Origin of the sequence: Dyadobacter sediminis (assembly GCF_005860765.1) — a bacterium.
Lineage (GTDB): Bacteria > Bacteroidota > Bacteroidia > Cytophagales > Spirosomataceae > Dyadobacter > Dyadobacter sediminis.
Window position 1 is genome coordinate 1,114,053 of the sequence record NZ_VCEI01000011.1, and the last position, 25,929, is coordinate 1,139,981.

Consider the following 25,929-nt stretch of genomic DNA (forward strand, 5'->3'; position numbering starts at 1 on the left):
GGAGGGTTGCTTTGCTTATAATAAGACCTTACTTAACCTGTACAATCTCCAACATCTTCTCATAACTGCTCACTTTCGAAAATTGCACTTCTTGCCCACTAATGGTTTTGAAATGTTCGCCGGCGCAGTGAATCTTTAAAGCTTCAATTTTTCGAAGTTCCAGATCGGAATCGGAACCTTTGGTTTCAGCCACGAAATAAATGTGTCTTACAGATTCTTTATCAAACACAATTGCCCAGTCCGGGCTGTAATTCGCTACGGGAGTCGTGATATAAAAGCTCCTGGGCAGTTTGGCATACACATATACATTTTTACTATTTTCGAGTGCCTTAGCAAAAGTTGCTTCCGTTGTAGAGTCCGTCGTCAAATAATCGTAGATGTGTTTTCGTAGAAATTCAGACTGACGAATGGCAGACTTATCATTTGCAAATACCGTTTTGGCATCATGACGATCTTCCGTCTTATGATAAACAATATTGTTGATGATCAGGCTTGCTTTTTCCTCATTAATCAGCTTGGCAGACTTTGCGATAAATTCCTCCGGATTTTTTCTCAAAAGGAAAAACTTCTCCATATTGATAGCTTTCAATATCTCTACAACTGTACGGCGGGTCAGATTTGTTATTTTGACGATTTCACCAACTATATCATATACCGTATTTGTATAAATATCGGATTTCAGCTGTTTACTCTCTCTGTCCGTTTCCTTGAAACCTTCTTTTTGAACCAGTTCCTCTTTTGTTGTTTCTTTAAGCTCACCACTTCTAACTTCATAAGTACGCTCTGCAATATGTAACTCCGCATTGATCCTAATCTTTGCATCGTTAATTAACTTCACGGAATCAAATTGAACCTCATAAATCGTTTTCAGATTTATCTTACTCCAAAGTTCCTGAAACTCTTTCTTATAAAAATTGGGATTGATCGTGAGCGTGATTTTGTCTCTATCGTTTTCTGGCAAGATCCCTTCACCGGTATAAATAGAACGTAGTAAGCTGGTTAAGCTCGCTCGATAGGTTTCCAGATTATCCGGGATAGGAACCGTATTCCCTTCTATAAACTGACGCCCCTCAGCTGTGATCTTATCATCTTCGTCTAATACGTCGTGCTTGTATAAGAATTTATTCAGCTTCTTGGCTTCGTCTGGGGTAAGCCGTAGCTGATTTCCTTTCTCATCCGTAATCAAACGTCCAGCTAAGAATTCCACTGACGCTTTCTGTGGTCGGTCTTTTAACGTTTCTGCAATTTCACTTTGTAAGCCTTTGGCAAATGTTTCGTAGCTTTCTGAAGCAACAATTGTCAGCTTGTTAATGTCATGTACCTGCTCACCAACTGTCTCATAATCTTGCCTAATACCATGATCATTGACACAAAGGCGCATCCCACGCCCTACTTCCTGGCGACGACGAATGTTGGCGTCTGAATGTTTAAGCGTACAGATCTGGAAAACATTCGGATTATCCCAACCCTCTTTCAAAGCAGAGTGAGAGAACAGAAAGCGAGTAGGTTCCTCAAAACTCAGTAGCCGTTCCTTGTCCTTCATGATCAGATCATAGGCACTGATGTCATCTGTATCCTCCTTTCCCCGCTTTAATGCCGGATCAATGAGTTTTTTGTTTTTATCAATCGAGAAATATCCATTGTGTACACGCTCAGCATCATCACGTTGCAGATATTGGGTGTATTCATTAGGCATATAGCCCTTATGAATGTGCCCTGGATCGGTGTCATACAAATATTGGTTATAGTCCTGGTGGAATAAATCGATATATTCGTTTCGTTGAAGATTATATTCTTCTTCAAAAATCTTTGCATACTCCCCCAGCTGCTGTTCCCCATTCTGGTCATACACCCGATACTTCTCAACAGAATCAATGAAGAAAAGTGATAGTACTTTTATTCCCTTTTCGAACAGATCGCGTTCCTTACTAAGATGTGAAATAATGGTTTCACGTATTTGAATACGGCGGAAAGCTCTCTCGTCCAGATCACCTATGGCTTCGCCTGCTATAATCTCCTGTCCATTGATGATCACCTTGTTGAAATAACCATCTACATCCTGGACGATCCAGTTTTTGTATTGGGGCATTTCACCAGATAGCTCAAAAAGGTTAGCTCCTTTTTCGAGTTTTTCGCGGACACGCTTTACCGCTGTCCCACTACGTTTCTCATACTCAATAATTGCAACAGGTGCTTTGTTCGTTGAAAGCTGAATCTGCTCCAAATACAAATACCCCGTAGTGCCAGTGCTGCCTTTGAGGCTAATACCTTTAACCTGTATCTTTTTAACCAGCTTTTTATTGTATGCATCCAATGCGTCCAGCCGATACACTTTGTTGTATTCATTCTTATGCGTCGCCGAATAGCGAAGCGTAAAAAGCGGACGGAAATCCTGCATACTTTCCAACGTCTTATCTCCATCAACGGACTGAGGTTCGTCAATAATAAGTATTGGATTGGTTTGCGCTATAATTTCGATAGGACGCCGGGATGCAAACTGATCTAGCTCCATATATATCCTACGGGCATCTTTGCCTTTTGCATTAAATGCCTGGGTATTGATAATCATCACACTAATACGGCTATCGGACGCAAAATTTTCAATATCCTGGGGACGACCGGAATTGTAAATAAACGGACTGATACGGTGACCGTACAGTTCCTGAAAATGGTCTTGAGTAACTTCGAACGACTTATATACCCCTTCCCGTATGGCGATGCTGGGCACTATAATGATGAACTTGCTCCAACCATAAAGCTCATGCAATTCGTACATGGTACGGATGTAGGTATATGTTTTACCTGTTCCCGTCTCCATTTCGATGGTTAAGTTATAACCAAGTTTCAGGCCTTTGGGCCGTTCAAGCTTGTCACTTTCCGGTATATCGTTTTCGTGTTGTACAAGTTTAATATTTTTAAGCAATTGATCTTCGGTGATTTGGATTGGGCGGTTACGGTAACCAATTGTTTCCATGACATCCATCTCCAAATCCGTTTGACCAACACTTGCTGCTTTGGCTTTGCGGATAATTTCTTTACTTCTTTCGAGCGTAAAACGGTTGGTTTCTCTTGGCTGGCCCGCAAAGCAATCTGTAACCGCCTTCACTGCCTGAGCCTGAAAGTCCTGTTCCTTAAATTGTAATTTCATAGCTTAGATTACGCGCATTTCGGTTTCAGGACTCAATTGTTTCAGTAACTGCCTCACATTTTCCTTAGCAGTGTCATTCTTAAATCCTTTATCCCGGAATACGATACGCATAGGCTTATAGACAGCAACTTCCTTTGCAAACATCTCGTCGATAGTGTTATCAAAGCAAGCCATGAGTGAATTTTGAGCCACCTGAAAGACCTGTTTTCCTGAAACTGAAAGCTGATCAATTTTGTACGAAAGTGGCAAGCCCCAATCTATCATAACCTGCGCAAGTAGATCGTCTGAGGTACGATCAGGTTTTATGTTATCCGCAAAAATTTCCAGTTGCTCTTGGTTGTAATCTTGGGGACGATAATAGATATCCTGCATATTGCTTTCATCAAGTCGATAAACTCGGAAACCAGTGTCCAGATTTGCCAATCGCTCATGGTTAAAATCCAGCTCACTAGCTTTTTTTAATATTAAATCCCCTTTAATTCTTTCACCAACGCGACGGATGCGCTCTTTGCCAATTTCACAAATATTTCTATATCCAGCTTTAAAGGCCTCACTTTCCTTGTTGATAATTTCTGGTAATTGTACCATAATAAATTTTCGTGTACCACCATCCTCGGAATTAAGCTGCATAGCCGCGTGAGCAGTCGAGCCAGCACCAGAAAAGAAATCGAGAATTATTGAATCTTCTGAAGCGGCAATCTCAATAATCTTCCGTAAGAGGTTGATTGGTTTCGGAAAGTCAAAAACACCTTTGCCTAACAAATTTTGTAATTCCGCAGTGCCTTTATTTGATATAATTTCTTTGTCATTCCACACAGATTTGGCCATTTGAGTCAGCTTTCTTTCCTTCTGAAAAATCCGAATTTCCCCATCGTTTCCGTAATATGCTGCCAATTTGCTTTTTTCAAGCTCTGCTTTTTCATGTCCCCAACGCCATACACTTTTTAAACCATTTACCTCACTTGGATATACCTTTATAAAACCTTCTCGCTCTATGGTTGAAACGGGAAACATTCCATTCTCATCAGGATTTGCCACATCTATATAGAAAGGATATCTCAAATTGGGCCGGTTTAAAGAATTAAAAGCTTGTACGTTTCTATTTCTTAGTCCTTTCACATTAAAGCCTCCCTGTTGGTCATAGAATTGATAGTCGCTACCTAAAACAGTGATTTCATTCAGAACACATTCATTGGAATCCTTAGCAATCACTAGGATATATTCATGAGTTTTGGCTATATGCCCATATCGTCTACCTTCAGGCTTAACAATCACCGTAACAATTCCGACAAAATTATCCGGGCCAAATATTTCATCACAAATCTTTCTCAAATTATGTACTTCGTTATCATCAATCGAAATAAATATAAGCCCATCATCTGTTAGAAGATTACGAGAAAGCTTCAAACGAGGGTAGATCATACTCAACCAATCAGAATGGTAACGCCCTGAAGTTTCAGGGTTGGCTACTAAGCGTTGGTTTTGTGCATCAAGTAGACCGGTATCTATTTTGAATTCATTTATATCTTGAGCAAAATTGTCTTTATAAACAAAATCTTTTCCTGTATTATATGGTGGATCAATATATATTAGTTTGATTTTGCCAAAGTAACTTTCCTGCAAAAGCTTTAATACTTCCAGATTGTCCCCTTCAATGTAAAGATTCTCAGTATTATCAAAGTCAACGGAATCTTCACGTACCGGGCGTAACGTTTTGGTAGTAGGAAGATTTGCCGTTACAATCGCTTCCCGCTTTCCCGGCCATTCCAGGCGGTAACGTTCCTTATTGCCTTCGATAATCTGATGGTTTAACTCCTGTTTGAGTAAGTCAAAATCAACTGCTTTTCCATCAGCTGTTTCGGTTACGCAATTAGGGAATAAGACTGCAAGAGCTTCTATATTATGTTGCACCAAGTCGGTGCTTGCCATATCAAGGCGGTCAGGATGGGTATTTTCAGACATAAAGGGCAATTCCATACTTAATATAATGTTCTTTTATCTTAACCTATGAGAACAGGATTGCAAAGCCTGGATCTACATCAAGTTACTTACGGTTTATTCCAAAGTAAGCAATTTTAACTCAGTTTAACCTCGAAATGTTTACATAAATACGTATGATTTTAATCATCTGAATGGTATTCGAATCTCCCATATTGTATAGTATGTAAAATCATACGGCAATTAGCAACCTCATTCACCGCACAAGGTACGGCAATTATTATACTATGCGGAGAATAAACCATATATTTGTCGCATAAAATGCGGTGAAAATATGTATATCCATCAAAAATACCAGTGGCCAGACTTTACCTGGAATGCAGCTGCCACATCAGAATTACTCGGAACAGTTCGCCACAAACAAGGACGGCTGCTAGGGCGTATGGAAAGCCTCGGGTTTTCTCTAAGAGAAGAAGCGGTGTTACAAACTTTGACGCTTGATGTTCTCAAAACAGGCGAAATAGAAGGTGAAGTTCTGAATGTTGACCAGGTAAGATCATCGCTCGCCCGTAGACTTGGGATGGATATCGGTGCATTGGCGCCCGCTGACCTGCACGTGGATGGCGTCGTGGAGATGCTTCTGGATGCAACTCAGCACTTCACAAGTCCACTTTCGGAAGATCGACTGTTTGGCTGGCACTCGGCGATGTTTCCAATAGGACGAAGCGGAATGTATAAAATCACTGTGGGCCAATGGCGCGATGATGCGACCGGCCCCATGCAGGTGGTATCAGGGGCAATGGGACGAGAGAAAGTGCATTTTGAAGCTCCCCCCTCCAAACTGATTCCTGCCGAAATGAACACTTTCATCAGCTGGTTTAATGCAAACCAGGATCATGACCTTGTACTCAAGGCCGCTATTGCACATCTGTGGTTTGTGACCATACACCCATTTGACGATGGAAACGGGCGAATAGCGCGTTCTATTGCAGATTTACAACTGGCAAGATCCGACAACAGCGCACAAAGGTTTTACAGTATGTCCGCACAAATCCAGCTGGAACGAAAACACTATTACGACATCCTCGAAAAAACCCAGAAGGGTGATCTGGATATCACTGAATGGTTAGTTTGGTTTTTATCATGCCTGGATAGAGCGCTCACCGCTACCGACACGCTTCTAAATGCGGTGCTGGTAAAAGCCCGCTATTGGGAGTTCCTGGTTTCTAAAAACATCAGCGAACGTCAGAAACTGATGCTCAACAAACTTCTGGATGGTTTTGAAGGGAAACTCAATACGTCAAAATGGGCCAAGATCACAAAGGTCTCCAATGACACCGCCCTGCGGGATATACTGGATCTTGTAAATCAGGAGGTACTTGTAAAAGAAGATTCCGGCGGCCGGAGTACGAGTTACCGACTGGCGGATTTATAGGACCTGTCTTTGATTTATTCTATTGCCTTAAATCATCATACGGTCTCATTTATGCATCTGTAATAGAGATTTTTGTATTCCATGCCTACATTATAAACCTGACCCTTATTCATTTGCAGATATTTCAAAAAGAGCATGTCATAATCCTCAGACGAGAGGTTAGGGATTTTTGCTGTCTGACGATCCTCTCTAAGCATATCCATAAATTTCTCTTTAAAAGCCTTGTCAAAGGGATCTGAATACAGTCTATAATAATTGCTTTCCTTATCAATATCAGGAGACGAAAAGATTTCCCAATGCGCCAGATTGGCTTGCGCTTGGGAAATTTGTTCATTTACAAGATGCTGATTTACATCAATGTAGTCCATATTTTTTTTAGTGAATGATAATTTTTACCCCGTTTTGAAGATATCCCTTTCAACTTCTGATACTGTCATAACCCGCCCCCTTTTCAAGTCAGTTAATATCATTTCCAACACTTCAATAAGCTCTTCCTGGCTTTCATAATGCTCCAATGTTATCGGATTTTCGGTATGTGCGACAACTCTTTTTGTCGCCACATCAAAATACATTTCATGAACAGAGCAATCCGGCTGCTCCTTTGTGCCATGATCGACAACCTGATAACACCACTTTACATCCTCAAAATCTGAGATTCCCATAAAATCTAATTTAGCTTAATGATTTACAAGAAAATAATATACAAATTTATTCAAGTTCTTCCGCACGTTTCACAATCTGATCTGCCGGAGTAATTTTCAAATTCATACTACCGTCAGGTAACTCCCGAAGACCACATAAATAAGTTTTATGGGGTTCCAGTACCCGAATTGTATCAAACACAATCGTATTTCTAAAAACCGGAGCTGTGGGGCTAATAGTACTTTCGTTCTTTTTTAAGTGAATGCTCAATTCATTATGCGTTCGTTTATTAAGATAGAGATTCGGAAAGACTGCATTGTTCAGAAGGACTTTTTGGATCTTTTCAGGGTTGTCGAAGCGGTATTGCAGGTGTATCAGGCCAAGTTTGTCGAAGAGATCAAGATATAGCTTCATCTGATTTGAAAACTTGCCGTAATAGTAGTTTTTACGCCCTAACTGATAAAAGTCGTCAGTTTTATAAAGTTGCCGGAGAATCAGAATACCCTCGTCATCGAGATTCAACCACGTTTCTTTTTCCATGGCGATTGCCATTTTCTCCTTTCTAATCTCCTCCTGCGTCTGAAAATATTCTTCTTCTTTTTTTTGCTCAGCTACTCTCTCGGCAATAATCCTCTCCCGCTCAGCTTTTTGCAATGATAATTGTTCTGTAAAGCAAATCACACAAATAGCATTTCCGACTTTGTGCGCTAGATCAGCTCTGGATGTAACTTTAATGGTAAACCCGTTGTCACAATTGCTGCATTCACCTTTGGCTACCACATCTGCTTGAAATTTAACCAGGTATTTTAAGTCCGCATCTGTGATACTATGTTTCCGGGCAATTTCTTTCGGCTTTTGTCCGGATGACAAATTCCAGTAATCTTCTAAAATGATTTTTTCAGTATCCTTAACGTTGTCACAATATTTAATTTCCAATTGATAGTTTTTCATAACGATAATCCTTTTTTGACAGACTTGACCTGTTCAGCTGTCGTATTCACAAGTACGAATTGATTTTTTAAATTTTGTAAACTGTATTCTCTTGATAGGTCGGAACCCTTGACCCGTTGGTTTGTCTGAGCATGGATAAAGGTCAAACCCCGACCAATGTCACACTTGACTCCTTGTTTCTTCATACGGGCTGTAAACTCGTTGAAGTGTTTTGATTCTTTTATCGCCTTCGGTACTTCCATCAAAAGCTCAGCTTTGAAATCAACTCCGGAAACAACTTTTTCTTTATTCTCGCGCTGCTTCATTTCCGGAGTGATGCTTAAACCCAATTCCAGTTCTATTTTCCGGCAGAAGTCTCCAGTACGGCGATAATTATTGAAGTGATCTGCTGTATTTTTGCCATTCCCGGAAACCCGGTTTGCCACAATATGAAAGTGCTGGTGAGCGGTGTCCTTATGGATAAAAGCAACCATCTGGTTATCCCCGAATCCGAACTCTTCCGAAAACCTTTCACAAATAGTACGCATCGTTTCCGGTTTCACCTTCTCTTCCGGAGGAAAACTAAACGTTTGATGCCACACAAATTTGTTAAGGTTTTTATTATTTTCCCTGTTGTGGACGAACTGTTTGGACAGGTAGTCAATGTTTAATCTCCCATCTGGTTTGAAATCTAATCCGAGATTTTGAATGTAAACCAATTCTCCACGAACGTCATTGATGGTAAGCGCTTCCCGCTTACGTTCTGAAAGGTTATTCTTCTCGTAATAGCAATACTCCAATATACCTTTGGCGTAATTACCCAGTCCCGCTTTACCAATCATAAGGATTCCAGAATTAGCCTAACCTGGATTTTAATTTCTGCATGAACATCTTCTAACGCTGTAACTTTTTCAGTCTGAAAAATGGACAGATCATGATCCAGGCTGCCATAGTAGCGTTTGTACTTTGCGAAGACTAGCTCATTTCTCTTATGAAGTTTGTAAATTTCAGATAGGTAAATTCTCTGCTCTTCGGTCTGTTCTCCTGATCCAATCAGTTGAATCAAGTGCTCATAGGACTGGATGTTTGCCTCGAAAAAAGTCTGCAGTGCAGGTATTTCAAATTGCTCGAAGAGCCATTTTGAAACCAGTTCAGAAAGCCGTCTGATTACCTGGGAGCTCTTCACCCATTCAGAAGTAATCAACTGCTTGTCCTTCGTCCGGTGGGCATAGAAAGCAAGGATACCAGATAGTTTTTCCAGGTTAATTATTAGCCGGGAGATGTGATCCGGAATATCCCGACGGGCTGGTAATTTTACCGGTACCAGTTCAAGCTGAGCCAGGATGTATTGACTGGCCGAAAGGTTACTTTTTGAAATACGCTCATCAATCTTCTGTTTTTGTTCTTCATTTAGCCATACGGAGTAATGAAGTCTCTTCTGCCTTTTAGGCGGCAACGACGGTCTTCCTTTTATTTTTTCCATTTCCTTTTTTAATATGAGCCTAAGCGAATATTTTTTGGGGCTTGGGGTTTCCCCAACAAGTTCTCGCCTGTACGCTCGCTTTTCGCGACGTACAGGCGATAGCTTGCTTTTAAACCGGTTGCATTGGTTGGTTCAACCGCGATCAATTAGGTTTAAACCGGTTCAACTGGTATCATTCCGTTCCAATTGGTATCAAAACCCGATTGTTTTCCTTGTCATACAGATAGTTACGGGCGAACTCAATATTACCTTCCTTTCTTGGGTACACTACCAGAAATTCATACCCGTTTTCGCTGATAGTCTTACCATTCAAATAAATGCTTTGAAATTTTTCAATGGAAGGGTGCTGGTTGACAAACTCTAACTTGTCAGAAAAATCAGTTTGGGTAGTATAAATCCAGATAACCGAACAGATACCGATAGTGCTAGTCAAACCATAAAGAAGGTGCCTACCCAATCCATAGAAGAAAGCTTGCTTTTGATTATCGAAATGGACTTGCTGTACCTGCCCTTTAATCTTTTCAGACGCTTCGTTGATTTCTTTGATACCTTCACTGAGTTTCGAGCTATTCTCTCTTCTTATTACCCCGACTGCTTCGCTCACCTCGTGCAGAATGATCGCAGTCCAGTCATCCATTGCTGTGGCATACTTTTCCGTGTAGCGTCCCTTGATCCGATTGAGAAACTCTTGATTGACTTGCTCCATCGATCCTAAAAGTTAATGTTTTCACTAAGTTCTTTTCGCATACGAAGTCTCGCACCAGGGCTATATTGTTCTAATGGCAAACCAAGCCTTATCGAGTCCAAAATTTGCCCCCCTAGATGACTCTGAGGATCAAAATCTCCAAACTTTCGAAACTTCAATCCCATCTTGTCGCAGTTGTTTTCCAACTCTTTTAGTAGCACTGGCTGTTGATTAAACGTTGTTATAGATGCCCATACATTCAGAGTAGTTTTGTTGTTTACGATCCTGTAAAGGTTTTGAAGGAATTGCACTGAGGGAATGTATGCGCTACCTCCACCAATGACGACATGATAATGAACTTCCAATTGGAGCATATCCATAAATTCCTCAAATGGTAGGTCTCTCTCGATTAACGCGGGAAACTGTTCAGACTCTGGTGCGCCGAAGTCAAAAAATATTTGATCGAATGGTGTGTCTGCAAGACTTTCCAGGTAAGAAATCAAATTGTCCCTGACGAGAACTTCCTTATCGTTAAGTAAAGAAACTGCTTCCAATCTGCTTGTACCTAAAAATTTCAACTGTCTCATGGAGGATTTGGTACTGCTGTCCATGTCAACAAATCCTATGGATTCTTTGTCATGAAATTTCAAAGCGATGGTACTTGCCAAGGTGCTTTTACCGACGCCGCCTTTGCTTTGGAGAATAAAATGTATCTGTGTCATAATCATTTAGAAAATTTAGATTTTAAACTGTTTTGATTGTTGGTGACTTCATCCGGGTTCGTCCAGGATACGCCTTCTGCGGGTCGAGTTGGAAGTATCTCTTCCGGAACATTGACTTTTACTGCCAGAGAGGATTTGGGTACGATTTGCAACTGGCTTCTAAAGTGGTGCCTTATGTACTTGATATCCTGTTCTGCGACCAGGTCAAAGTCTAGGTCACGGTTGATCCGTTCCTGAATAAATTTCAGAGAGGTATCCATGAAGAGCCATGCTGAGTAAGCTTTAAAAAGAGCGAGTTTCCTCCTTCGATCTTTTCGCTCGTAAAGTTCTTTTACCGTTTTTTTGTCCATTTTTTTTATTTTTTGATATGTATAATCGTTGCCACAGTGCCACGGAATGTTATCGCCTTAATAATGAACTATTTAAGTCCATTTTTGCGTGGCATTTGGGTGCCACGCTGTGCCACGATGCCACAAATGCCACGCAATGCCACGGCAAATGCCACGTATTTTTTTTATATAATTGATTGATATATAGTTATTTAATATCCCTTATTATTAAGCGTGGCGACGTGGCATTTTTTTAGCTGAATTCAAAATCGAATTTTTCTTTCAATAATCTACAATCGACTGAAAATGAATCTCTTGCAAAATCGATTTTTCCAGGTTCATTTTCTTTTACAAAACGTAGCTTTTTAAAGAATTCAGATTCCGGCTTATTGACGAGTTGTAAAAGCTCTTCTCTTAACACATGAATCGATGGTGGAGCGACTTCAAAACGGTTCAAACGTCGAAATTCAAATTCAAATTTTTGATAGATTCTGCGGAAGTTAACAGTCACTTCTGAACCATGAAGCCGGTAATGAACATTTGACACCAGAGAACCCTTATCTAGGAGTTCTTGGACTACACCGAAGAATTCTTGTAAAGACGACTTGTCTTTTGAAATCGATTCGGAGGTTAATATCGCCTTCTTCCCATGCTCCAAGAAAAAATTGAGTAAATCTGTTTCATCCGTCATCGTAATAAGACCCCGAGTCGCAAGAATATATGGAACAGATAAGAGTTGAGCTACATTATGCGTATATCTATGATTACTAATTTGATAGTTTACAAGTGTTTCTTCAAATGCAGACTTCAATTCATCGTATGTTCTTTTAAAATCCTTCTTTATAATATCCCGATAGGACCAAAGCTGTCTTAAAACTGAGGTAATCCCTTCCTGTTCCATCACCTGAAGTTTTTTGTAAGCGGCTTTTTGAAATTCAGAAGGGTTTCGATTGTTGTTGAAAATGAGAATCAAGCGGCTAAAAAACGGCTCATCTGATGGTAAGTCTGGTAGGAAATTTGAAGCAATCCCCACTGTGCATTTCGGAATCAAATCAATAGTGTCTATGTGATTTTCCGAAAATTGATTAAGCTTTGAATAAGCCTTGTTATCAAATGATGCTTGAAACAGCGGCGTCAATGGATGATTAGGATAGTAATCGTCCGCAAACTGAAAACCATTATACCGCTGTTCCATTTTAGCAACCACTGCTGCCTCAGTATTCTTACCTTTTAAGTTTACAGTCATCCCTTTTCCATCTGTACCAAATACGTAATTTAGATGGATAAAAGTGGTGCTCTTGCCCGACCCAGCCACACCTGTGATGAAAAGAATGGGTGAAAAGTTATTTGCTTTAATGCCTACGTCCCTGAATATGCTGAAGAGTAAGAAGGAGGCTGTTAGAAACCCTATATACTCTCCTTGGGCATTCGAAAAGAGTTCAAACCAATCGTTAAAGGTTACTTTATTTTCTGAATACTCAAATGCCGACGGGATTCCTTTTTGAAAGTTTGGAAGCTTAAAATATTGATCATCATAATTGATAACACCATGTATATCTGGCCTGAGAATTTCCCCGGCTTTACTGATTGCAAGATTTGAAAAGAAATAGAGTTCGGAAGTGGGTTCCATACCGTACCTCAAAACTGACTTGGCCATAGGGAAAGTTGTGCTATCAAACAGAAACTTTCTCAGTTTTTGTAACTGAAGTGGGTTTAATGAAAAGCTAAGTTTGTATCCACCGAAAATCTTCTCTATTGCTCTCGCATCAAAAAGGTCGTCATGTGGAACAGTAATGTAGATATTATCTTCCTCAGGACGACGAATCTCTATTATCCAGGTAATTCGTTCCTTCTCATCTTTTGTTTGAAATTTGATAAAAACAAGAAAGTTTTCAGCTACTACAAATACACCCTTTCCGGATCTGATGGTAATTTCAAAGTTTTGAAGATCATAAGTAATTATACTGTCTTTAATATATAGCTCATTTCTAATTATTGGTTCGGCGCTTGATTCAATATTGCTCTTTTTAAGAATGGCTATTCCAGCATCCTTAGCAGCCTTAAAAAAATAAGCGGGAGATACGAATTTTCCATTTTTTAGGCAGTCGGAAAATTTCTGATCTGTGGTTTCAGCATGGTATGATATACTTTTCGACGATACTTGATGGAAAATCTCCCTACCATCCTCCCCGAACGTCGCCAAGGCAAAACCAATTTTAAGCCAATTGTCATACCCTTCGGTTATATCTACAACGGAGGTGGTTATACGTTCGGCTACTAACCTAGCCCTTTCTAAATCAGACTTTTGATATTTTACAGTGTCTGAGCGTGTAGAAGACTTCACTGTATAAACCGCAGCAGATAGATTCAAATGTGCGTTTGGATCATAACTCACAAAACAGGCCCTTACTGCATCCTTCCCAGATTTGTCGGCCTCTATTCCAAAATGTTTTCTAAAATAACCAGCTAGCTGCTCCCAGGCTAGCTTGAAATCAGTTGTCGCAATTTTTGCGACAACTTTCAACCCATTACCTGAAGGACTTAGGAAGCAGAGAGTTACATACTTATCGTCGCATACTTCGCCTTTGATTTTTTCCAAGTCCGCGACATTATCAAAATCAAGACATATCAGTCCAGAGTACCTTTCAATGTTACTTGATGACCGTTTTTCTTTTATGACTACACCAAAAACGAAATAGTCAAGTTTCTTTTTAAGTTCATCAATTACAGACTTTTCTTTACTTTTACGTATCGCTTCAATTTGAGTTTTATAATCAGAAGATTGTACGATTCGAAAAGCCTCTTGTAAAGTAATATTTTTTGTAGGTACAATATTACCTATCCCTCCTTGAAAGAAGGAGAATTCAGTTTTTTCCATGCGTTAATTATTTGAATTACCCAGAGTAGCTTATAAAGTTTGCAAAGCGTAACCATGGCGGTGGTTACGCTTTTTTTTGCCCCTGTTTCCTTCCGTAATCAAGTAATTCTGCCTTGGAATAAAGGTATCTACCGTTGAAGTTATAATGCGGTAGCCCTTTACGCTTACGCCACTCTATGATTGTGGCGACGGAAATTTGTAGGACTTTTGCTGCTTCCGCCTGCGGAATCAGCTCGTCGATTTCCTCGGGCGTTTTCTTTTCTTTAACGAGCAATAAGCTGTTAGCCTTTTGAAGGATAATTTCAACGGCTTTTTCTAGGTCTCCCTTTGCGTGGGAATAGAGTTGAACTGACATGATCTTTGACTGTTTTGAATGAATTTTAACTATTCTTGACGAATGGCACAAAGATTATAAAGATGTCATTTCGTATTTATCGAGGTCGATTTTTTTATATAATTCTCTGATTAATAAATAGTTACAACCAATATTTATTTTTTCGACTTTGATTTTCTGATATGTTCATATATCACATTCCCCGCCGTATTACAATCATTAAACTCTTTCTTGAAAATTTTAACGATATCCGATGAAGACCAGCCTCTTTTAATTATTTGCGCCCCAAGGAACAGTTCTATTTTAGACCGCTTTTTCAGCATGAATGCCCTGTTCGAATAGCTTTTGTAAGAATTATTGTATCTTCTGTTTTCAAACCCAACAAAGCAGTTATTCACAAAAATTAATAGGTCGCCTATATTTTCTTCGGACAATCGGATTCTTTTTGTTTCTAAAAACTTGACAAGATCTGAGTGAATATCAATAGTTGTGCAACTATCATCAAGCTTAAATACGTCCCGCGTTTGCCTGCTAGGAAAATTTCTTCCTCTCTCATAAGACGTTTGGGTTAAGGCCTTTTTAATTTCTTCTGATACTGGATTTATAATTTCTTCTTTCAAGCTGGTCAAATCCTTACTTGTTGCCGCAGATTCAGAAATGCCACTAATTGTATTTGATAAATTTTTTAATTCAATATCAAACTGTTTATGCCATGAGTGGAACCCTTCCAAATCTCTCGATTCCGTTAAAAGATTCTTGACTACAGTCAAGTCTTCATCTATGTGTTTGTCATTTATTATTGAGTTGACCCTCAAATCAACCTGAGCAAGACCACTAAGCAGTTCCAGATGGTTACTTTCTTTCTCGGTTTGATCTGAAACCCATCTAAAATGCTCAAAAACGGATTTTGAGTCATAGTGAAGGCCTTGGATGTCATCAAAATCCAGGAACTGAGGAAGTGAGAGAACTGAAACAGCTTTTGATAGTTGGGATTCACTAAGCTGAAAAAAGGTCGAGAATGATTCGATGTCCCGGAGTATCTGAAATATGTTTTCCTTAAAATCTTTACAGAAAAGATCTGCTACCGAACGATTTGATTCGGAGAACCTAAGCTTCGAATCAAATGTCTCAAAACTCATTAGAATAGCTACATCAGGCAAAAACCTTGTCGTTATCAGATTGTATAAGAAGGAATTTTTTATGCAAGTTGTATCTATTTTTCGAACACCAGTTACCATTGCTGCATGAGTTTCCCTTCTCCTTGGGATGGAAAGTGTTCGATAATAGTGGACAGAGAAAGCATTTTGCTGAATGGAAAAATAGTCTTGATCAGCACCAATTATCATAAAAAGCTTGAAAACCACTACAAAACCGGAAATAAGTATTACCAATAGCAAAGAATTAATCCACCACGCACAATTTTCTGAATATGCGCAGTGAACAAAATAAGAAATGTACAGCGCAAAAAATCCGGAAATTCCAAAACGCGCTGAATTAATCGAAGGAAAAAAAAGATTCTGAACACAAAATTCTATCTGTCTCTTAAAGATCCGGTTTGTCAGGACAATCCCTCCCCAGATGATAGCCAATACGAAAAGTGAGAGTAAAAAAAATATTCGTAAGTCAAAAACTACTTGTTCCATGCGTTATCCATTTGAGAGTCCGTAAAAGCTTCTGTTACTTTCATATATTTATCCAAAACTGCGTCTTTCTTGATATTGGCAATTTTCTTGATTGCCTTTGGCTCCATGCCTAGAAGCAAGGAATTCGTAATGAACGTTTTTCGGGCAGTATGGCTAGTAATGAACTTGCACTTTGGCTGAGTAAGCGATTTTTTTTCTACTCCAACAAACCAATGTGCTGTAAATTGTTGAGTTATACCTGCTAACTCACAACACTCTTTAATATAGTCATTGAATTTCTGGGAAGAAATTGTTGGCAGGGGCTCATACACTGTATTTTTATACTTTTCTAGAATGGCCTTTGCATATTTGTTCAACTTTATGGCGTGATTTTGAGTTTTCGTTTTCTGAATGGATATAACAATGTGCTGATCACTGATATTTGCTAAATGTAACTTGGACAAATCCGAAAATCTCAGCCCGGTAAAGCAACCCATGCAATAAAAATCACGAACGTGGGCGAGCCTGTTATTCTCAAACTCGTGATTATATAAGCGCATTAGCTCCTCGAAAGTGAGATAAACAATGTCCACGTCATGCTCTGAGGCTCTAAAATTCTCAAAGTCCCGATTTTGACTATATCCTTTTTTGATACTCCAACGCAGCATGCTTTTCATTACCGCAACTATCTTTGCGAAATAATTATTCTTGACTTTTCTGTCGTTGATAGCATATCTTGACAGCTCTGTAAAAAACACCTCATTGATGGATTCAAACAAAAGTTTCGAACCCAAATCCACTTCAAACTGCTTCAAGAAGTTCATTGCTGACGTTTGAGCTTTAATTGTGTTGTAGGTTTTGGTTAGCTTGCCAGATTTGATAAATTCCTCGAAGCATTCAAAGAAATCAAAGGTGGCTACTTTGAGTTCCACCTCACTGTCAAACTTACTGAGGAAAAGTTCTTTTGAAAAAGGAAGCTTATTTGCTTGAAAAAAGAGAAAAATATCACTTATCTTCTCCTCCACTGTTTGCAATTTCTTATTGATATCAATGTAATTGTTTTTCGGCTCTCGTTTTAGATTCGGTTTGACCCTGGAACCATCCCAGTATTTTTCTAACACAGACACTCCTACGTTCCGCCGGATCCGAACACCTTCTGCCCGTAAAACAAACTGGACTGGGATTAATCTATTTGAATTAGCTTTCTCTTTTCTCAACTCAAAACTTACCTTCATTTCAATTAAAGCTATTTAAATACCGTTAAAGGGTGGTCAAAAGGGTGGCTAAATGTAAATCAAAACTAGTTCAAAACATTAACACAACCACTCCATAAATCCTTGCCACAATCAAATATACTGATATATAGGCGATTAAAAATAGTTAAAGATCATTAAGAAAGTATGGTACTCCGGCTCCGGGTACACAAACACCTGACAATCGCTTGATTGTCAGGTGTTTTAATTTGTAAGGGTGGCTAATAAATTTATTATCAAATACAGAGACCACTATCGCCATAAAAAAAACAAGCTTAATCTCATATGTTAATATACTAGTTCTTAATTAATTTTGTAATTTCTATCTTGAAGAGTTAAAATTTCAAGTTCTACATTCTGATAGACGTATTCGAAGTATTCATTATCAAGCATTTTATTAGCTATAACTTGAGCAGATGGATAAATTGTACAGTTAGCTTCCTTGCAGTCGCAATTATAAAATCAGAATCATTAAGTTTATTTGGTCACACAAGATTCAAAATCCTCTCTTGATTTAAAATGGCGTCCTCATTTCCTATTCTATAATGAAGTACTCCCTACTTTTCGGGTCATAAATTGATCATTCGTAATTAAATTCAAGCTGCATTCAGGTAAAGATTTACTGGTTTCTTACGGCCAATACCTAGATGCATTCTGGAATTATACCGTTTGCTAAAACGATTGATTCCTTGATAAAGGTCAAGACCGTTTTTCTCAGGATTCAGATAGATGTATTTCTGTCGCCCGGCGCCCCGGTTGATCGTCCGAAACCAGCGCTCAATTCCATTGCGGCAATAAACGCATGATCTGTTGATCTTCCCTGGTCATCCCGCGCAACGTCCTCATACTAATTCTAATTTTAAGATCGTTCATTTGCTTTGACTGCATTTAACACACTCATTTTAACTTTCCCATCTTTTAATTTCCGCTGATAAATTGGCGGTATCGAAGAATGAAAAGTCCTGCTTTATATAATTGATTGTTCTCTACACCAATCTTCTACAAAAAGAAGAAATGTAATTCAGGCGTTAACTCGCTATTGTCGGCGCGAAAATGTGGAATCGGAAGGCAAGCTCTGCAGGATTTAAGGCGTTCTTAGCTTTGTCGCGCAGATTCAGTTTTAACATGTTCTTCATCCAGACAACACGTTACATGTAGTATTCCAGACAGCCAAAAGTTTGGCTGCTACTCTACTATTTCAAGAGGTATGCATTAATAAAGTGTTTTCTAATCCTATCTACTAAGCTACTACCTAAAATAAAGCCAGATCCACATCACACCACTCAAAAAAGCCAGGCTACCTGTAAGACGGTGGTTTGTCTCCGGTCTGGGCACCTCCCTCATTGGCCTCTTTTCGCGATACACAATCCAGGCCTGGCTCAAATATGGCCATAAATGTGCCGATACCAAGAAACAATAGATCATTGCGATTAAGCCATACCATGTTTTATCACTCCACATAGGCTTTGTTTTCATTCATATGTTTCCCCTAAGTTAAGCATTTTGTTTCTTTGTTTCGTCACTAAATATAAAATTCGTCATTCGCACGGGATGGCAGTTTTCACGGCAAAACTCGTACCTAATCAAAGAATTGCTGGTACATATCCAATGATTGAGTCATTAAACTTGAAATCCTAATGGGTTCACAAAGATGAAACGGCTTTTAAATCTTATCTACCGGGGTTAAACGCTTTGGAAATCATGATGAGAACATATTCTTCATGATGGTGCCAGGGGGTCACAAAAGCGTAGTATTTACGAACATACTTGATGGATACTTGCTAATATTAACGGGTAGGTATCTTGTCAGGTGCTTTTACCCAAATGCAAAGCGTTTAAAAGCATGAATCAAAGATGCTCAAACTAATGATTTCTCACAACGCAAGTAGCGGTAATATCAACTTATCAACTGGCATTAACCGGCTTGTATATCCAGTCATCGTGGCACTTGCGTTGATTTTCTTCATCATATTACAAAGAATGATCCCATCATGAATACTGCTAATATTTGCATGTTTTTGAAACATTCGAATAAATAATATCAAAATTAAGCCATAAGTTATCAATTACGGCAACTTTTATAGCATTATTTCTCCTTAAAATTGCAATGTATTACTATATCGGATAAGGTTACGTCAGCTAAGCTGCGTATATGCAGTTACGGTAGGCACTTTGTCTTGTGTCTCGCCTGATGCGGCAGAATATGTGCCTCTTCAGAAAAGTACAGGCATGCTGTTAAATTAATTGCGTCATATGATAAAAACACTTTCTCAAATGTAAAGCCAGATGTATTCATTCATTCACAGTTAACTAAAACGATTGTTATTATGACTAAAATACTACCAAACCCGCTGTCAGGGTTAGGCAAGCCTCTTTGTGCCATGCTGATCGTGGGATCAACACTTTCATATCAGCTGAAAGCTGCTGTTCTCATGCCTGCTTCCTTGGAGGTCCAGGCGCCTTTGCTCGTTGAAAAAGTACTTAAAGGCAAAGTGCTGGACGATAAAAAAATGGGGTTACCAGGCGTAAGTGTGGTTGTCAAGGGAACGTCAACAGGTACTATTACGGACCCTGATGGAAATTTTGAGTTGAAAACAGAAGACAGTGCAGCAATGCTGGTTTTTTCTTTTATCGGATATGAAACAAAAGAAGTTGAAATCGGAAACCAGTCGAGCTTTGAGGTTACGCTTGCTACCGACAGCAAGGAACTCACAGAAGTGGTGGTTGTAGGCTACGGAAGTCAGCGTAAGGCAGATATTACCAGCTCGGTTGTACGCGTTACGCAGGAAAACTTTGTAAAAACACCCGCTCTGGACGCAGGTCAGCTTTTGCAGGGAAAGGTAGCCGGTCTTACCATTTCAGCGCCAAGTGGTGATCCTACCCAAGGCTCCCAGATACTGCTGCGAGGGAATACCACACTTTTGGGTGCCAATTCCAATCCGCTGGTACTCATCGACGGTGTACCGGGCGACTTAAAGACCGTGGCGCCTGAGGACATTGAATCCATGGACGTTCTAAAAGATGGTTCCGCAGCTGCAATTTACGGAACGCGCGGCACAAACGGGGTTATCATTGTAACCACCAAACGCGCAGGTGGCAACTACAACAGTTCAGTAGAATACAACACTTCTTTCAGCACGCAAACGGTGGCGCGTCAACTGAATTTGCTTACTGCCGCAGATTACCGGGAACACATTGCACAGGGAATACGCGAGCCTTCGTGGGACCTGGGCTCGGATACAGACTGGATGAAGGAAATCTCCAAAAAACCATTAAGTCAGGTCCATAACCTCACCTTCCGCGGGGGCAGTCACCGCACTAATTACCTGGTAAACCTGAATTACCGGAAGCTGGACGGGATCTTTATTAAATCAGAAAACAAGACTTTCAATGGGCGTGCCGATGTGAACCATACCATGTTCAATGATAAACTGAACATTAATCTTGGTTTTATCAATTCATACAACAGTTTTCCTACTACCGGTGACGGCATAAGCTTCAATGGCTACACCTACCGCCAGGCGATTATCCAGAATCCCACGGCACCCTTGCAAAACCCGGACGGAACGTGGTTTCAGCAAACGGGAATTTTCAATTATGATAATCCCGTGGCGCGCTTGCGGGAAAGTGACGGGAAAAACAATTCCCAGAATACAAGGGTACAGACTAACCTGAGCTATAATCCGATTGAAGATTTGAAGCTGTCCGCCTTATTTTCTTACAACCAGTACAATCAGAACCGGGGTTACTCAGAGACTAAAAGCCACGTATCGGCATTGAGGGACGGGCGAAATGGCTATGCGTCCATTGGTTCGGTACGTTCTATAGACAAGTTAATGGAACTTACGGCTCAGTATTCCAAGAATATAAACAGCCACAAAATGACATTGCTAGGCGGTTATAGCTATCAGGATAACTCCTTTTCGGATTCTTTCATGCAGAACTGGGATTTTCCGACCGATAAGTTCTCCTATAATAATATCGGCATTGGAGATGCCTTGAAAACGGGCCTTGCGCCGATCGGAAGCTCGAAAAGGGAAACCAATCTGATCGGCTTTTTTGCGAGGGCAACCTATAATTACGATGATCGTTACCTGTTACTGGCCAGTATCAGGCACGAAGGGGCAAGTCAGCTTTACGGCGCGAAAAACCCCTGGGGAACATTCCCGGCCGTTTCACTGGGCTGGCGCATCAGCAATGAAGCTTTTATGAAAGGCCAGACTATCTTCGATGACCTGAAACTCAGAGCGGGTTATGGTGTCACCGGCACGCAGCCGAATAACCTGTTTCTTGGCGTTGCAATCCTGAACTATCAGAAATTCTTTTACAGCAATGGAAAGTGGGTTCAAACGCTCGTACCCGCACAGAATCCTAACCCGGACCTGAGATGGGAAGAAAAGCACGAATCCAATATCGGTCTTGATTTTGCTATTCTTAAAAACAGGGTCAGTGGTAGTATTGATTTATATAACAGGAAGATTAAGGGCCTGTTGTATGATTTTCAGGTGCCCAGCCCGCCAAACCTGTATACCTCGACCCGCGCAAATGTGGGGGTAATGGAAAACATGGGACTGGAAATACTGGTCAACTTTGTGCCGGTACAAAAAAATAATTTCACCTGGAATGCGAGCGTCAATTACTCAACCAACACCAATAAGCTCGTCAGCCTGTCGAACGACATATACAAAACGACCAACGACTTTTTCACCACGGGTGCCACAGGCGATCCGGTTCAAACCTTTACCCACATTGTGCGCATCGGTGATCAGGTGGGGGATTTTTACGGGTTCAAAGTGGTGGATATCTCAGAAGATGGAAAGTGGATCTACGAAGGCCGGGATGGTCAGCCGCAGAGTTATGACGAGTTTCAGCACGCCTTTGAAGACAAGCGCGTACTGGGCAACGGTCTGCCGAAATTTTATCTTAATTTCAACAACAACCTTCGGTACAAGAACTTCGATCTGGGCGTAACCATGCGTGGCGCATTCAAATATCAGATCCTGAACTACCAGCGCATGTTCTTCGAAAGTACGGGCCTGCAGCAATACAATAACCTCAAATCATCGTATGACAAGGTTTTTGACAAAGCGGTACTGAGCCCGACTATGCCCCAGGAGTTCAACAGCTACTATATTGAAAATGGTGATTTCTGGAAGATTGACAACATTAATGTGGGCTATGATATCAGGAAGCTTAAAACCAAATACATAAAATCGATTCGCATTTACGGCTCTACGCTGAACACATTTACATTTACCAAATACAAAGGGGTAGATCCTGAGGTGGACAGACTGGGCTTATCACCAGGAAATGACAGCCGCGACAAATATCCGATGACCAGGACCTTTACGCTGGGATTAAACCTGTCCCTTTAAACACTTCTAAAATAGTCATTATGAAAAATATAGCATTTGGATTGAAAAGTAAATTCGCCGCTGTTGTGCTGTTACTTGGCACCTCGTGCACCGATCTGAAAGATGAAAGCTTCGACCGGATCATTGCCAACCAGTTTAATCCGTCTTCCGGCGACGTAGCCTCGCTTATAGGTGCTGCCTATACTAACTGGCGGGATGTTATGCAGCAATGGAACGGGCTTTTCCGTACCCAGGAAATCTCCGGCGACCAGCTTGTGATCCCATCACGGCCCAACGGCTGGGTCGATGGCGGAGTATACCGCAGGATCCATGATCACAAATGGACAGCCGATGACGAGATCGCCATCAATAACTGGAACAGGTCTTATGCGGGTATTGCCAACTGTAACAGGCTTATTTACCAGATCGAATCGGGTAGCATTCCGTTTACAGATGGAAAAGAAGCAGTGATCGCCGAACTGAAAGTACTTCGTGCATCTTACTATTATGTGCTTTGCGACCTTTTCGGAAATGTTCCCGTTATCACACAGTTTGATGTTCCGGCTGGCTTTATTCCCAAGCAAAGTACGCGCAAAGAGGTTTTTGACTTCATCGTAAAGGATATTACCGACAATGCACCATTATTATCGGACAAAAACGACCCGACTACTTATGGCCGTTTCAATAAATGGGGAGCTCATACCCTGCTTGCCAAAATGTACCTTAATGCGGAGGTTTACACCGGAACTCCCGCCTGGGAGAAGTGTATCGAGCAATGCAACCTGGTAATCAACTCGGGCGCGGGATATGCGCTGGAAGCAACTCAGAAAGAGGTATTCAAAACCAATAACGAGTCTTCGAAAGAGATCATTTTCGCTATACCTTTTGATATAAAATATGTTACGGACTGGAATGGTTTTTCTATTCACATGGAAACATTGCAGCCTGCCAATCAGGCCACTTACAATCTGTTGAACACACCCTGGGGAGGGATTTGCGCCATTCCGCAGTTTATTGATTCGTTTGATAAAGATGACGAGCGGCTTGTAAGCAACTGGATTCAGGGGCCGCAATACTCTGCGGGAGGCACACCGCTAAAAAGCACACTGGGTGCATTTGCGGGAAAGCCGCTAAGCTATATCAACCAGTTGCCCGGGGTAGATCAGTCCGAAGAGGTTCACGGGTTCAGACTTGGGAAATTTGAAATTGAAAAAGGTACCACCGTTAATTTAAGTAACGACTGGCCTTTGCTACGCTATGCTGATGTGTTGCTCATGAAGGCCGAATCACTTTTACGCAGCGGAAAGGCTGCCGAGGCGGCTGCTATTGTTACTACGGTAAGGGAGCGGAATTTTAAAGCCAATCCTGTCAAAGCGGTCGTGACTGCCGCTGATCTTCAAAAAGGAAGCAGTTATGCGTATGGATTGAAGAACCACAATACAACCACCAACGAAGGCGGAGCTGATATCAAATACGGCCGGTTTCTAGATGAGTTAGGATGGGAATTTGCACAGGAAGGCCGTCGCCGGCAGGATCTGATCCGTTTTGGTGTTTTCACAACAAAGTCATGGCTGTCGCACGTGCCCAATGGTGCCTACCGCAGTCTGTTGCCGATCCCAAGACCTGAACTGAACAAGAATGCCAACTTGAAGCAAAATAACGGATACTAATCCTGCTTGAAGCTTCCTTAGTTTTTGACCGGTGTCCCCTTAAGGCGCCGGTTTTCTGTTTTTGTACGTACCAGAATGAGTTATCGAAAATGCTAAATCAAAAAGACAGATTTGCTGCTAAACTAAATGTTTGAATAATACTTCGCAGGTTTATCTTAAATAGCCGACCAGGACATTCTACTGTATAAATAAGAAAAGGAGCCTTGTAACAAGGCTCCTTAACATCATGGGTCTATCGGTTATTCTCCGTGAGCGGCATTGTTTTCAAATCCAAACAAGGTAAGTCTTACCGGTCGGGAAGAAACTTTATGCTTGATCACACTGCTCAGGTTTTCCAGGTCAATCTGGTAAACTTCCCCGCTGGAAGGAAGAGCGATATAAGCAAACTTTGCAGTAGCTTCCAGCACGGGTTTGTAGGTGTCCGTCGAGCCAACCGGGGAGATAATACTTCCTTCTTTTTTAAGAGCCCCTGTTGACAGATCATAAATCCGCAGCTTTCCATCCAATGTAAGTACCAGAAGGTTTTTACCCGCATAATCCACCTTGCACTGAAAAGCATCACTGCCCGCATAGATCGACGTAATTTTATCTGTTTTGATATCGATCAGATAAGCTCCTTTGGTCGCTACAAAACCAATAAATTTCTGAGCTGACGAGGCATAATATACGTTAGCTAACCGGAATGCTCCGAAACCTTCCGGGTTCGGGATCAACCGCTGCTCGCCAGAAGCACTTACAACCAGTACGCCTCCGGCTGTTGCGGCAGAGTTGGTAAACCCGCCAAATACAGCCACATTCCCGTCCGTTGCATTGCCGTGGATATTACCAATCTCCAAAGTAGAAGCATGCACCAGATTACCATTTTTATCAATAATCTGAACACGGTTTGGTGAAGCCCCGGCTGCAGGTGCGGTAGTTACCGCATAATTGCCATTGTCAAACTGAGCCATCGCCCCATGATGTGGCAGCAACCCGGCTTTGATCATACGGAATTTGGCACCGGCTTTATTGAACTCGGCTTCGTTACCTGCGCTTAAAGTACCATCGTTATCATTAAAAATCAGCGATTCTGCACCCTTGCTTTTGAAATGGGTCGGCTTTAACCCGTCCGCTGTAATTGTCGCCCATTTTGGTGCGTTCATTTCATCAATATGGTCCGTATGGGATTGAAGGCCACTGTCAAAAACCTCAACCAGATTCTGGTTTTGGTACAAAACGGCTGCATACCTGCCGGATGCTGTTGCATAAAGGTTAGCGAGCGGAAACTTTCCATCGAATGTCGAAACCTTGCTTGTAAACGGATCGATAAAGCTGATTTGATTGCTCACTTCATCACTGACGAGCAGACGGACATATTTGAATTCCTTAGTCGTTTCTGGCTGTGGTGCAGGCTCGTTCTGATCTTTGTCACATGCCGTAAACACGGCTGCAAGAGTCAGCATCAGACCTAATTTCTTTAAGTTGCTTTTAGAATGCATAAATTGAATTTAAAAAAAATGAAAATTG

Annotated in this window: 18 protein-coding genes; 3 read left to right on the forward strand and 15 right to left on the reverse strand. The window is 40.9% G+C overall.

Annotated elements, in window-relative coordinates; all coding sequences use genetic code 11:
• Positions 1 to 28: 28 nt before the first annotated feature.
• Both FEM55_RS05315 and FEM55_RS05320 read right to left on the reverse strand, forming a co-directional pair.
• A complete protein-coding gene (locus tag FEM55_RS05315; protein ID WP_138280244.1) occupies positions 29 to 3,148 on the reverse strand; it encodes a type III restriction-modification system endonuclease in 3,120 nt (1,039 codons plus the stop codon).
• 3 nt (positions 3,149 to 3,151) lie between these two features.
• Positions 3,152 to 5,125: a site-specific DNA-methyltransferase gene (locus FEM55_RS05320; protein ID WP_212748291.1), complete on the reverse strand. Its 1,974-nt coding sequence runs from the start codon at positions 5,123 to 5,125 to the stop codon at positions 3,152 to 3,154.
• A 295-nt stretch (positions 5,126 to 5,420) separates the two neighbouring features.
• Here FEM55_RS05320 and FEM55_RS05325 point away from each other — a divergent pair, with 295 nt between their 5' ends.
• Positions 5,421 to 6,521: a Fic family protein gene (locus FEM55_RS05325; RefSeq protein ID WP_138280245.1), complete on the forward strand. Its 1,101-nt coding sequence runs from the start codon at positions 5,421 to 5,423 to the stop codon at positions 6,519 to 6,521.
• A gap of 35 nt (positions 6,522 to 6,556) precedes the next feature.
• Here FEM55_RS05325 and FEM55_RS05330 read toward each other — a convergent pair whose 3' ends face one another.
• From FEM55_RS05330 to FEM55_RS05385, 12 genes are all read right to left on the reverse strand, one after another.
• Positions 6,557 to 6,889 (reverse strand): hypothetical protein, encoded by a 333-nt coding sequence (locus tag FEM55_RS05330; RefSeq protein WP_138280246.1) that lies wholly within the window; start codon positions 6,887 to 6,889, stop codon positions 6,557 to 6,559.
• Positions 6,890 to 6,913: 24 nt separating this feature from the next.
• Positions 6,914 to 7,183, reverse strand: coding sequence for a hypothetical protein (locus tag FEM55_RS05335; protein WP_138280247.1), 270 nt, complete (start codon positions 7,181 to 7,183; stop codon positions 6,914 to 6,916).
• Positions 7,184 to 7,229: 46 nt separating this feature from the next.
• Positions 7,230 to 8,114 carry a hypothetical protein gene (locus FEM55_RS05340; protein WP_138280248.1) on the reverse strand — a complete coding sequence of 295 codons (885 nt, stop codon included), beginning with the start codon at positions 8,112 to 8,114 and terminating at the stop codon, positions 7,230 to 7,232.
• Positions 8,111 to 8,935, reverse strand: a complete 825-nt coding sequence (locus FEM55_RS05345) for a relaxase/mobilization nuclease domain-containing protein (protein WP_138280249.1) — start codon at positions 8,933 to 8,935, stop codon at positions 8,111 to 8,113. The genes FEM55_RS05340 and FEM55_RS05345 overlap by 4 nt, the downstream gene beginning before the upstream one ends.
• Positions 8,932 to 9,576, reverse strand: a complete 645-nt coding sequence (locus FEM55_RS05350) for a hypothetical protein (protein ID WP_138280250.1) — start codon at positions 9,574 to 9,576, stop codon at positions 8,932 to 8,934. Before FEM55_RS05350 ends, FEM55_RS05345 begins: the two co-directional genes overlap by 4 nt.
• Before the next feature lie 172 nt (positions 9,577 to 9,748).
• Positions 9,749 to 10,282 carry a hypothetical protein gene (locus tag FEM55_RS05355; RefSeq protein WP_138280251.1) on the reverse strand — a complete coding sequence of 178 codons (534 nt, stop codon included), beginning with the start codon at positions 10,280 to 10,282 and terminating at the stop codon, positions 9,749 to 9,751.
• Positions 10,283 to 10,287: 5 nt separating this feature from the next.
• Positions 10,288 to 10,983 (reverse strand): P-loop NTPase family protein, encoded by a 696-nt coding sequence (locus tag FEM55_RS05360; RefSeq protein WP_229209096.1) that lies wholly within the window; start codon positions 10,981 to 10,983, stop codon positions 10,288 to 10,290.
• Positions 10,984 to 10,985: 2 nt separating this feature from the next.
• A complete protein-coding gene (locus FEM55_RS05365; protein WP_138280252.1) occupies positions 10,986 to 11,333 on the reverse strand; it encodes a hypothetical protein in 348 nt (115 codons plus the stop codon).
• 232 nt (positions 11,334 to 11,565) lie between these two features.
• Entirely contained in the window at positions 11,566 to 14,190 is a 2,625-nt protein-coding gene (locus tag FEM55_RS05370; protein ID WP_138280253.1) for a BT4734/BF3469 family protein, read from the reverse strand.
• 64 nt (positions 14,191 to 14,254) lie between these two features.
• Positions 14,255 to 14,545, reverse strand: coding sequence for a helix-turn-helix domain-containing protein (locus tag FEM55_RS05375; protein WP_138280254.1), 291 nt, complete (start codon positions 14,543 to 14,545; stop codon positions 14,255 to 14,257).
• Positions 14,546 to 14,679: 134 nt separating this feature from the next.
• Positions 14,680 to 16,167 carry a hypothetical protein gene (locus FEM55_RS05380; RefSeq protein WP_138280255.1) on the reverse strand — a complete coding sequence of 496 codons (1,488 nt, stop codon included), beginning with the start codon at positions 16,165 to 16,167 and terminating at the stop codon, positions 14,680 to 14,682.
• The gene (locus tag FEM55_RS05385) at positions 16,155 to 17,381 is read right to left on the reverse strand and encodes a site-specific integrase (protein ID WP_138280256.1); all 1,227 of its coding nucleotides are present in this window, start codon (positions 17,379 to 17,381) and stop codon (positions 16,155 to 16,157) included. The genes FEM55_RS05380 and FEM55_RS05385 overlap by 13 nt, the downstream gene beginning before the upstream one ends.
• A 2,345-nt stretch (positions 17,382 to 19,726) precedes the next feature.
• Here FEM55_RS05385 and FEM55_RS05390 point away from each other — a divergent pair.
• A complete protein-coding gene (locus FEM55_RS05390; RefSeq protein ID WP_138280257.1) occupies positions 19,727 to 22,774 on the forward strand; it encodes a SusC/RagA family TonB-linked outer membrane protein in 3,048 nt (1,015 codons plus the stop codon).
• 20 nt (positions 22,775 to 22,794) lie between these two features.
• Positions 22,795 to 24,423, forward strand: a complete 1,629-nt coding sequence (locus FEM55_RS05395; protein WP_138280258.1) for a RagB/SusD family nutrient uptake outer membrane protein — start codon at positions 22,795 to 22,797, stop codon at positions 24,421 to 24,423.
• Positions 24,424 to 24,662: 239 nt separating this feature from the next.
• Here FEM55_RS05395 and FEM55_RS05400 read toward each other — a convergent pair whose 3' ends face one another.
• The gene (locus FEM55_RS05400; RefSeq protein WP_212748292.1) at positions 24,663 to 25,865 is read right to left on the reverse strand and encodes a YncE family protein; all 1,203 of its coding nucleotides are present in this window, start codon (positions 25,863 to 25,865) and stop codon (positions 24,663 to 24,665) included.
• Positions 25,866 to 25,929: the final 64 nt, after the last annotated feature.

Coding starts and splice junctions, on each gene's coding strand:
- FEM55_RS05315 (WP_138280244.1), bottom strand. CDS start 3,148: ATGAAATTACAATTTAAGGAACAGGACTTTCAGGCTCAGGCAGTGAAG.
- FEM55_RS05320 (WP_212748291.1), bottom strand. CDS start 5,125: ATGGAATTGCCCTTTATGTCTGAAAATACCCATCCTGACCGCCTTGAT.
- FEM55_RS05325 (WP_138280245.1), top strand. CDS start 5,421: ATGTATATCCATCAAAAATACCAGTGGCCAGACTTTACCTGGAATGCA.
- FEM55_RS05330 (WP_138280246.1), bottom strand. CDS start 6,889: ATGGACTACATTGATGTAAATCAGCATCTTGTAAATGAACAAATTTCC.
- FEM55_RS05335 (WP_138280247.1), bottom strand. CDS start 7,183: ATGGGAATCTCAGATTTTGAGGATGTAAAGTGGTGTTATCAGGTTGTC.
- FEM55_RS05340 (WP_138280248.1), bottom strand. CDS start 8,114: ATGAAAAACTATCAATTGGAAATTAAATATTGTGACAACGTTAAGGAT.
- FEM55_RS05345 (WP_138280249.1), bottom strand. CDS start 8,935: ATGATTGGTAAAGCGGGACTGGGTAATTACGCCAAAGGTATATTGGAG.
- FEM55_RS05350 (WP_138280250.1), bottom strand. CDS start 9,576: ATGGAAAAAATAAAAGGAAGACCGTCGTTGCCGCCTAAAAGGCAGAAG.
- FEM55_RS05355 (WP_138280251.1), bottom strand. CDS start 10,282: ATGGAGCAAGTCAATCAAGAGTTTCTCAATCGGATCAAGGGACGCTAC.
- FEM55_RS05360 (WP_229209096.1), bottom strand. CDS start 10,983: ATGACACAGATACATTTTATTCTCCAAAGCAAAGGCGGCGTCGGTAAA.
- FEM55_RS05365 (WP_138280252.1), bottom strand. CDS start 11,333: ATGGACAAAAAAACGGTAAAAGAACTTTACGAGCGAAAAGATCGAAGG.
- FEM55_RS05370 (WP_138280253.1), bottom strand. CDS start 14,190: ATGGAAAAAACTGAATTCTCCTTCTTTCAAGGAGGGATAGGTAATATT.
- FEM55_RS05375 (WP_138280254.1), bottom strand. CDS start 14,545: ATGTCAGTTCAACTCTATTCCCACGCAAAGGGAGACCTAGAAAAAGCC.
- FEM55_RS05380 (WP_138280255.1), bottom strand. CDS start 16,167: ATGGAACAAGTAGTTTTTGACTTACGAATATTTTTTTTACTCTCACTT.
- FEM55_RS05385 (WP_138280256.1), bottom strand. CDS start 17,381: ATGAAGGTAAGTTTTGAGTTGAGAAAAGAGAAAGCTAATTCAAATAGA.
- FEM55_RS05390 (WP_138280257.1), top strand. CDS start 19,727: ATGACTAAAATACTACCAAACCCGCTGTCAGGGTTAGGCAAGCCTCTT.
- FEM55_RS05395 (WP_138280258.1), top strand. CDS start 22,795: ATGAAAAATATAGCATTTGGATTGAAAAGTAAATTCGCCGCTGTTGTG.
- FEM55_RS05400 (WP_212748292.1), bottom strand. CDS start 25,865: ATGCTGACTCTTGCAGCCGTGTTTACGGCATGTGACAAAGATCAGAAC.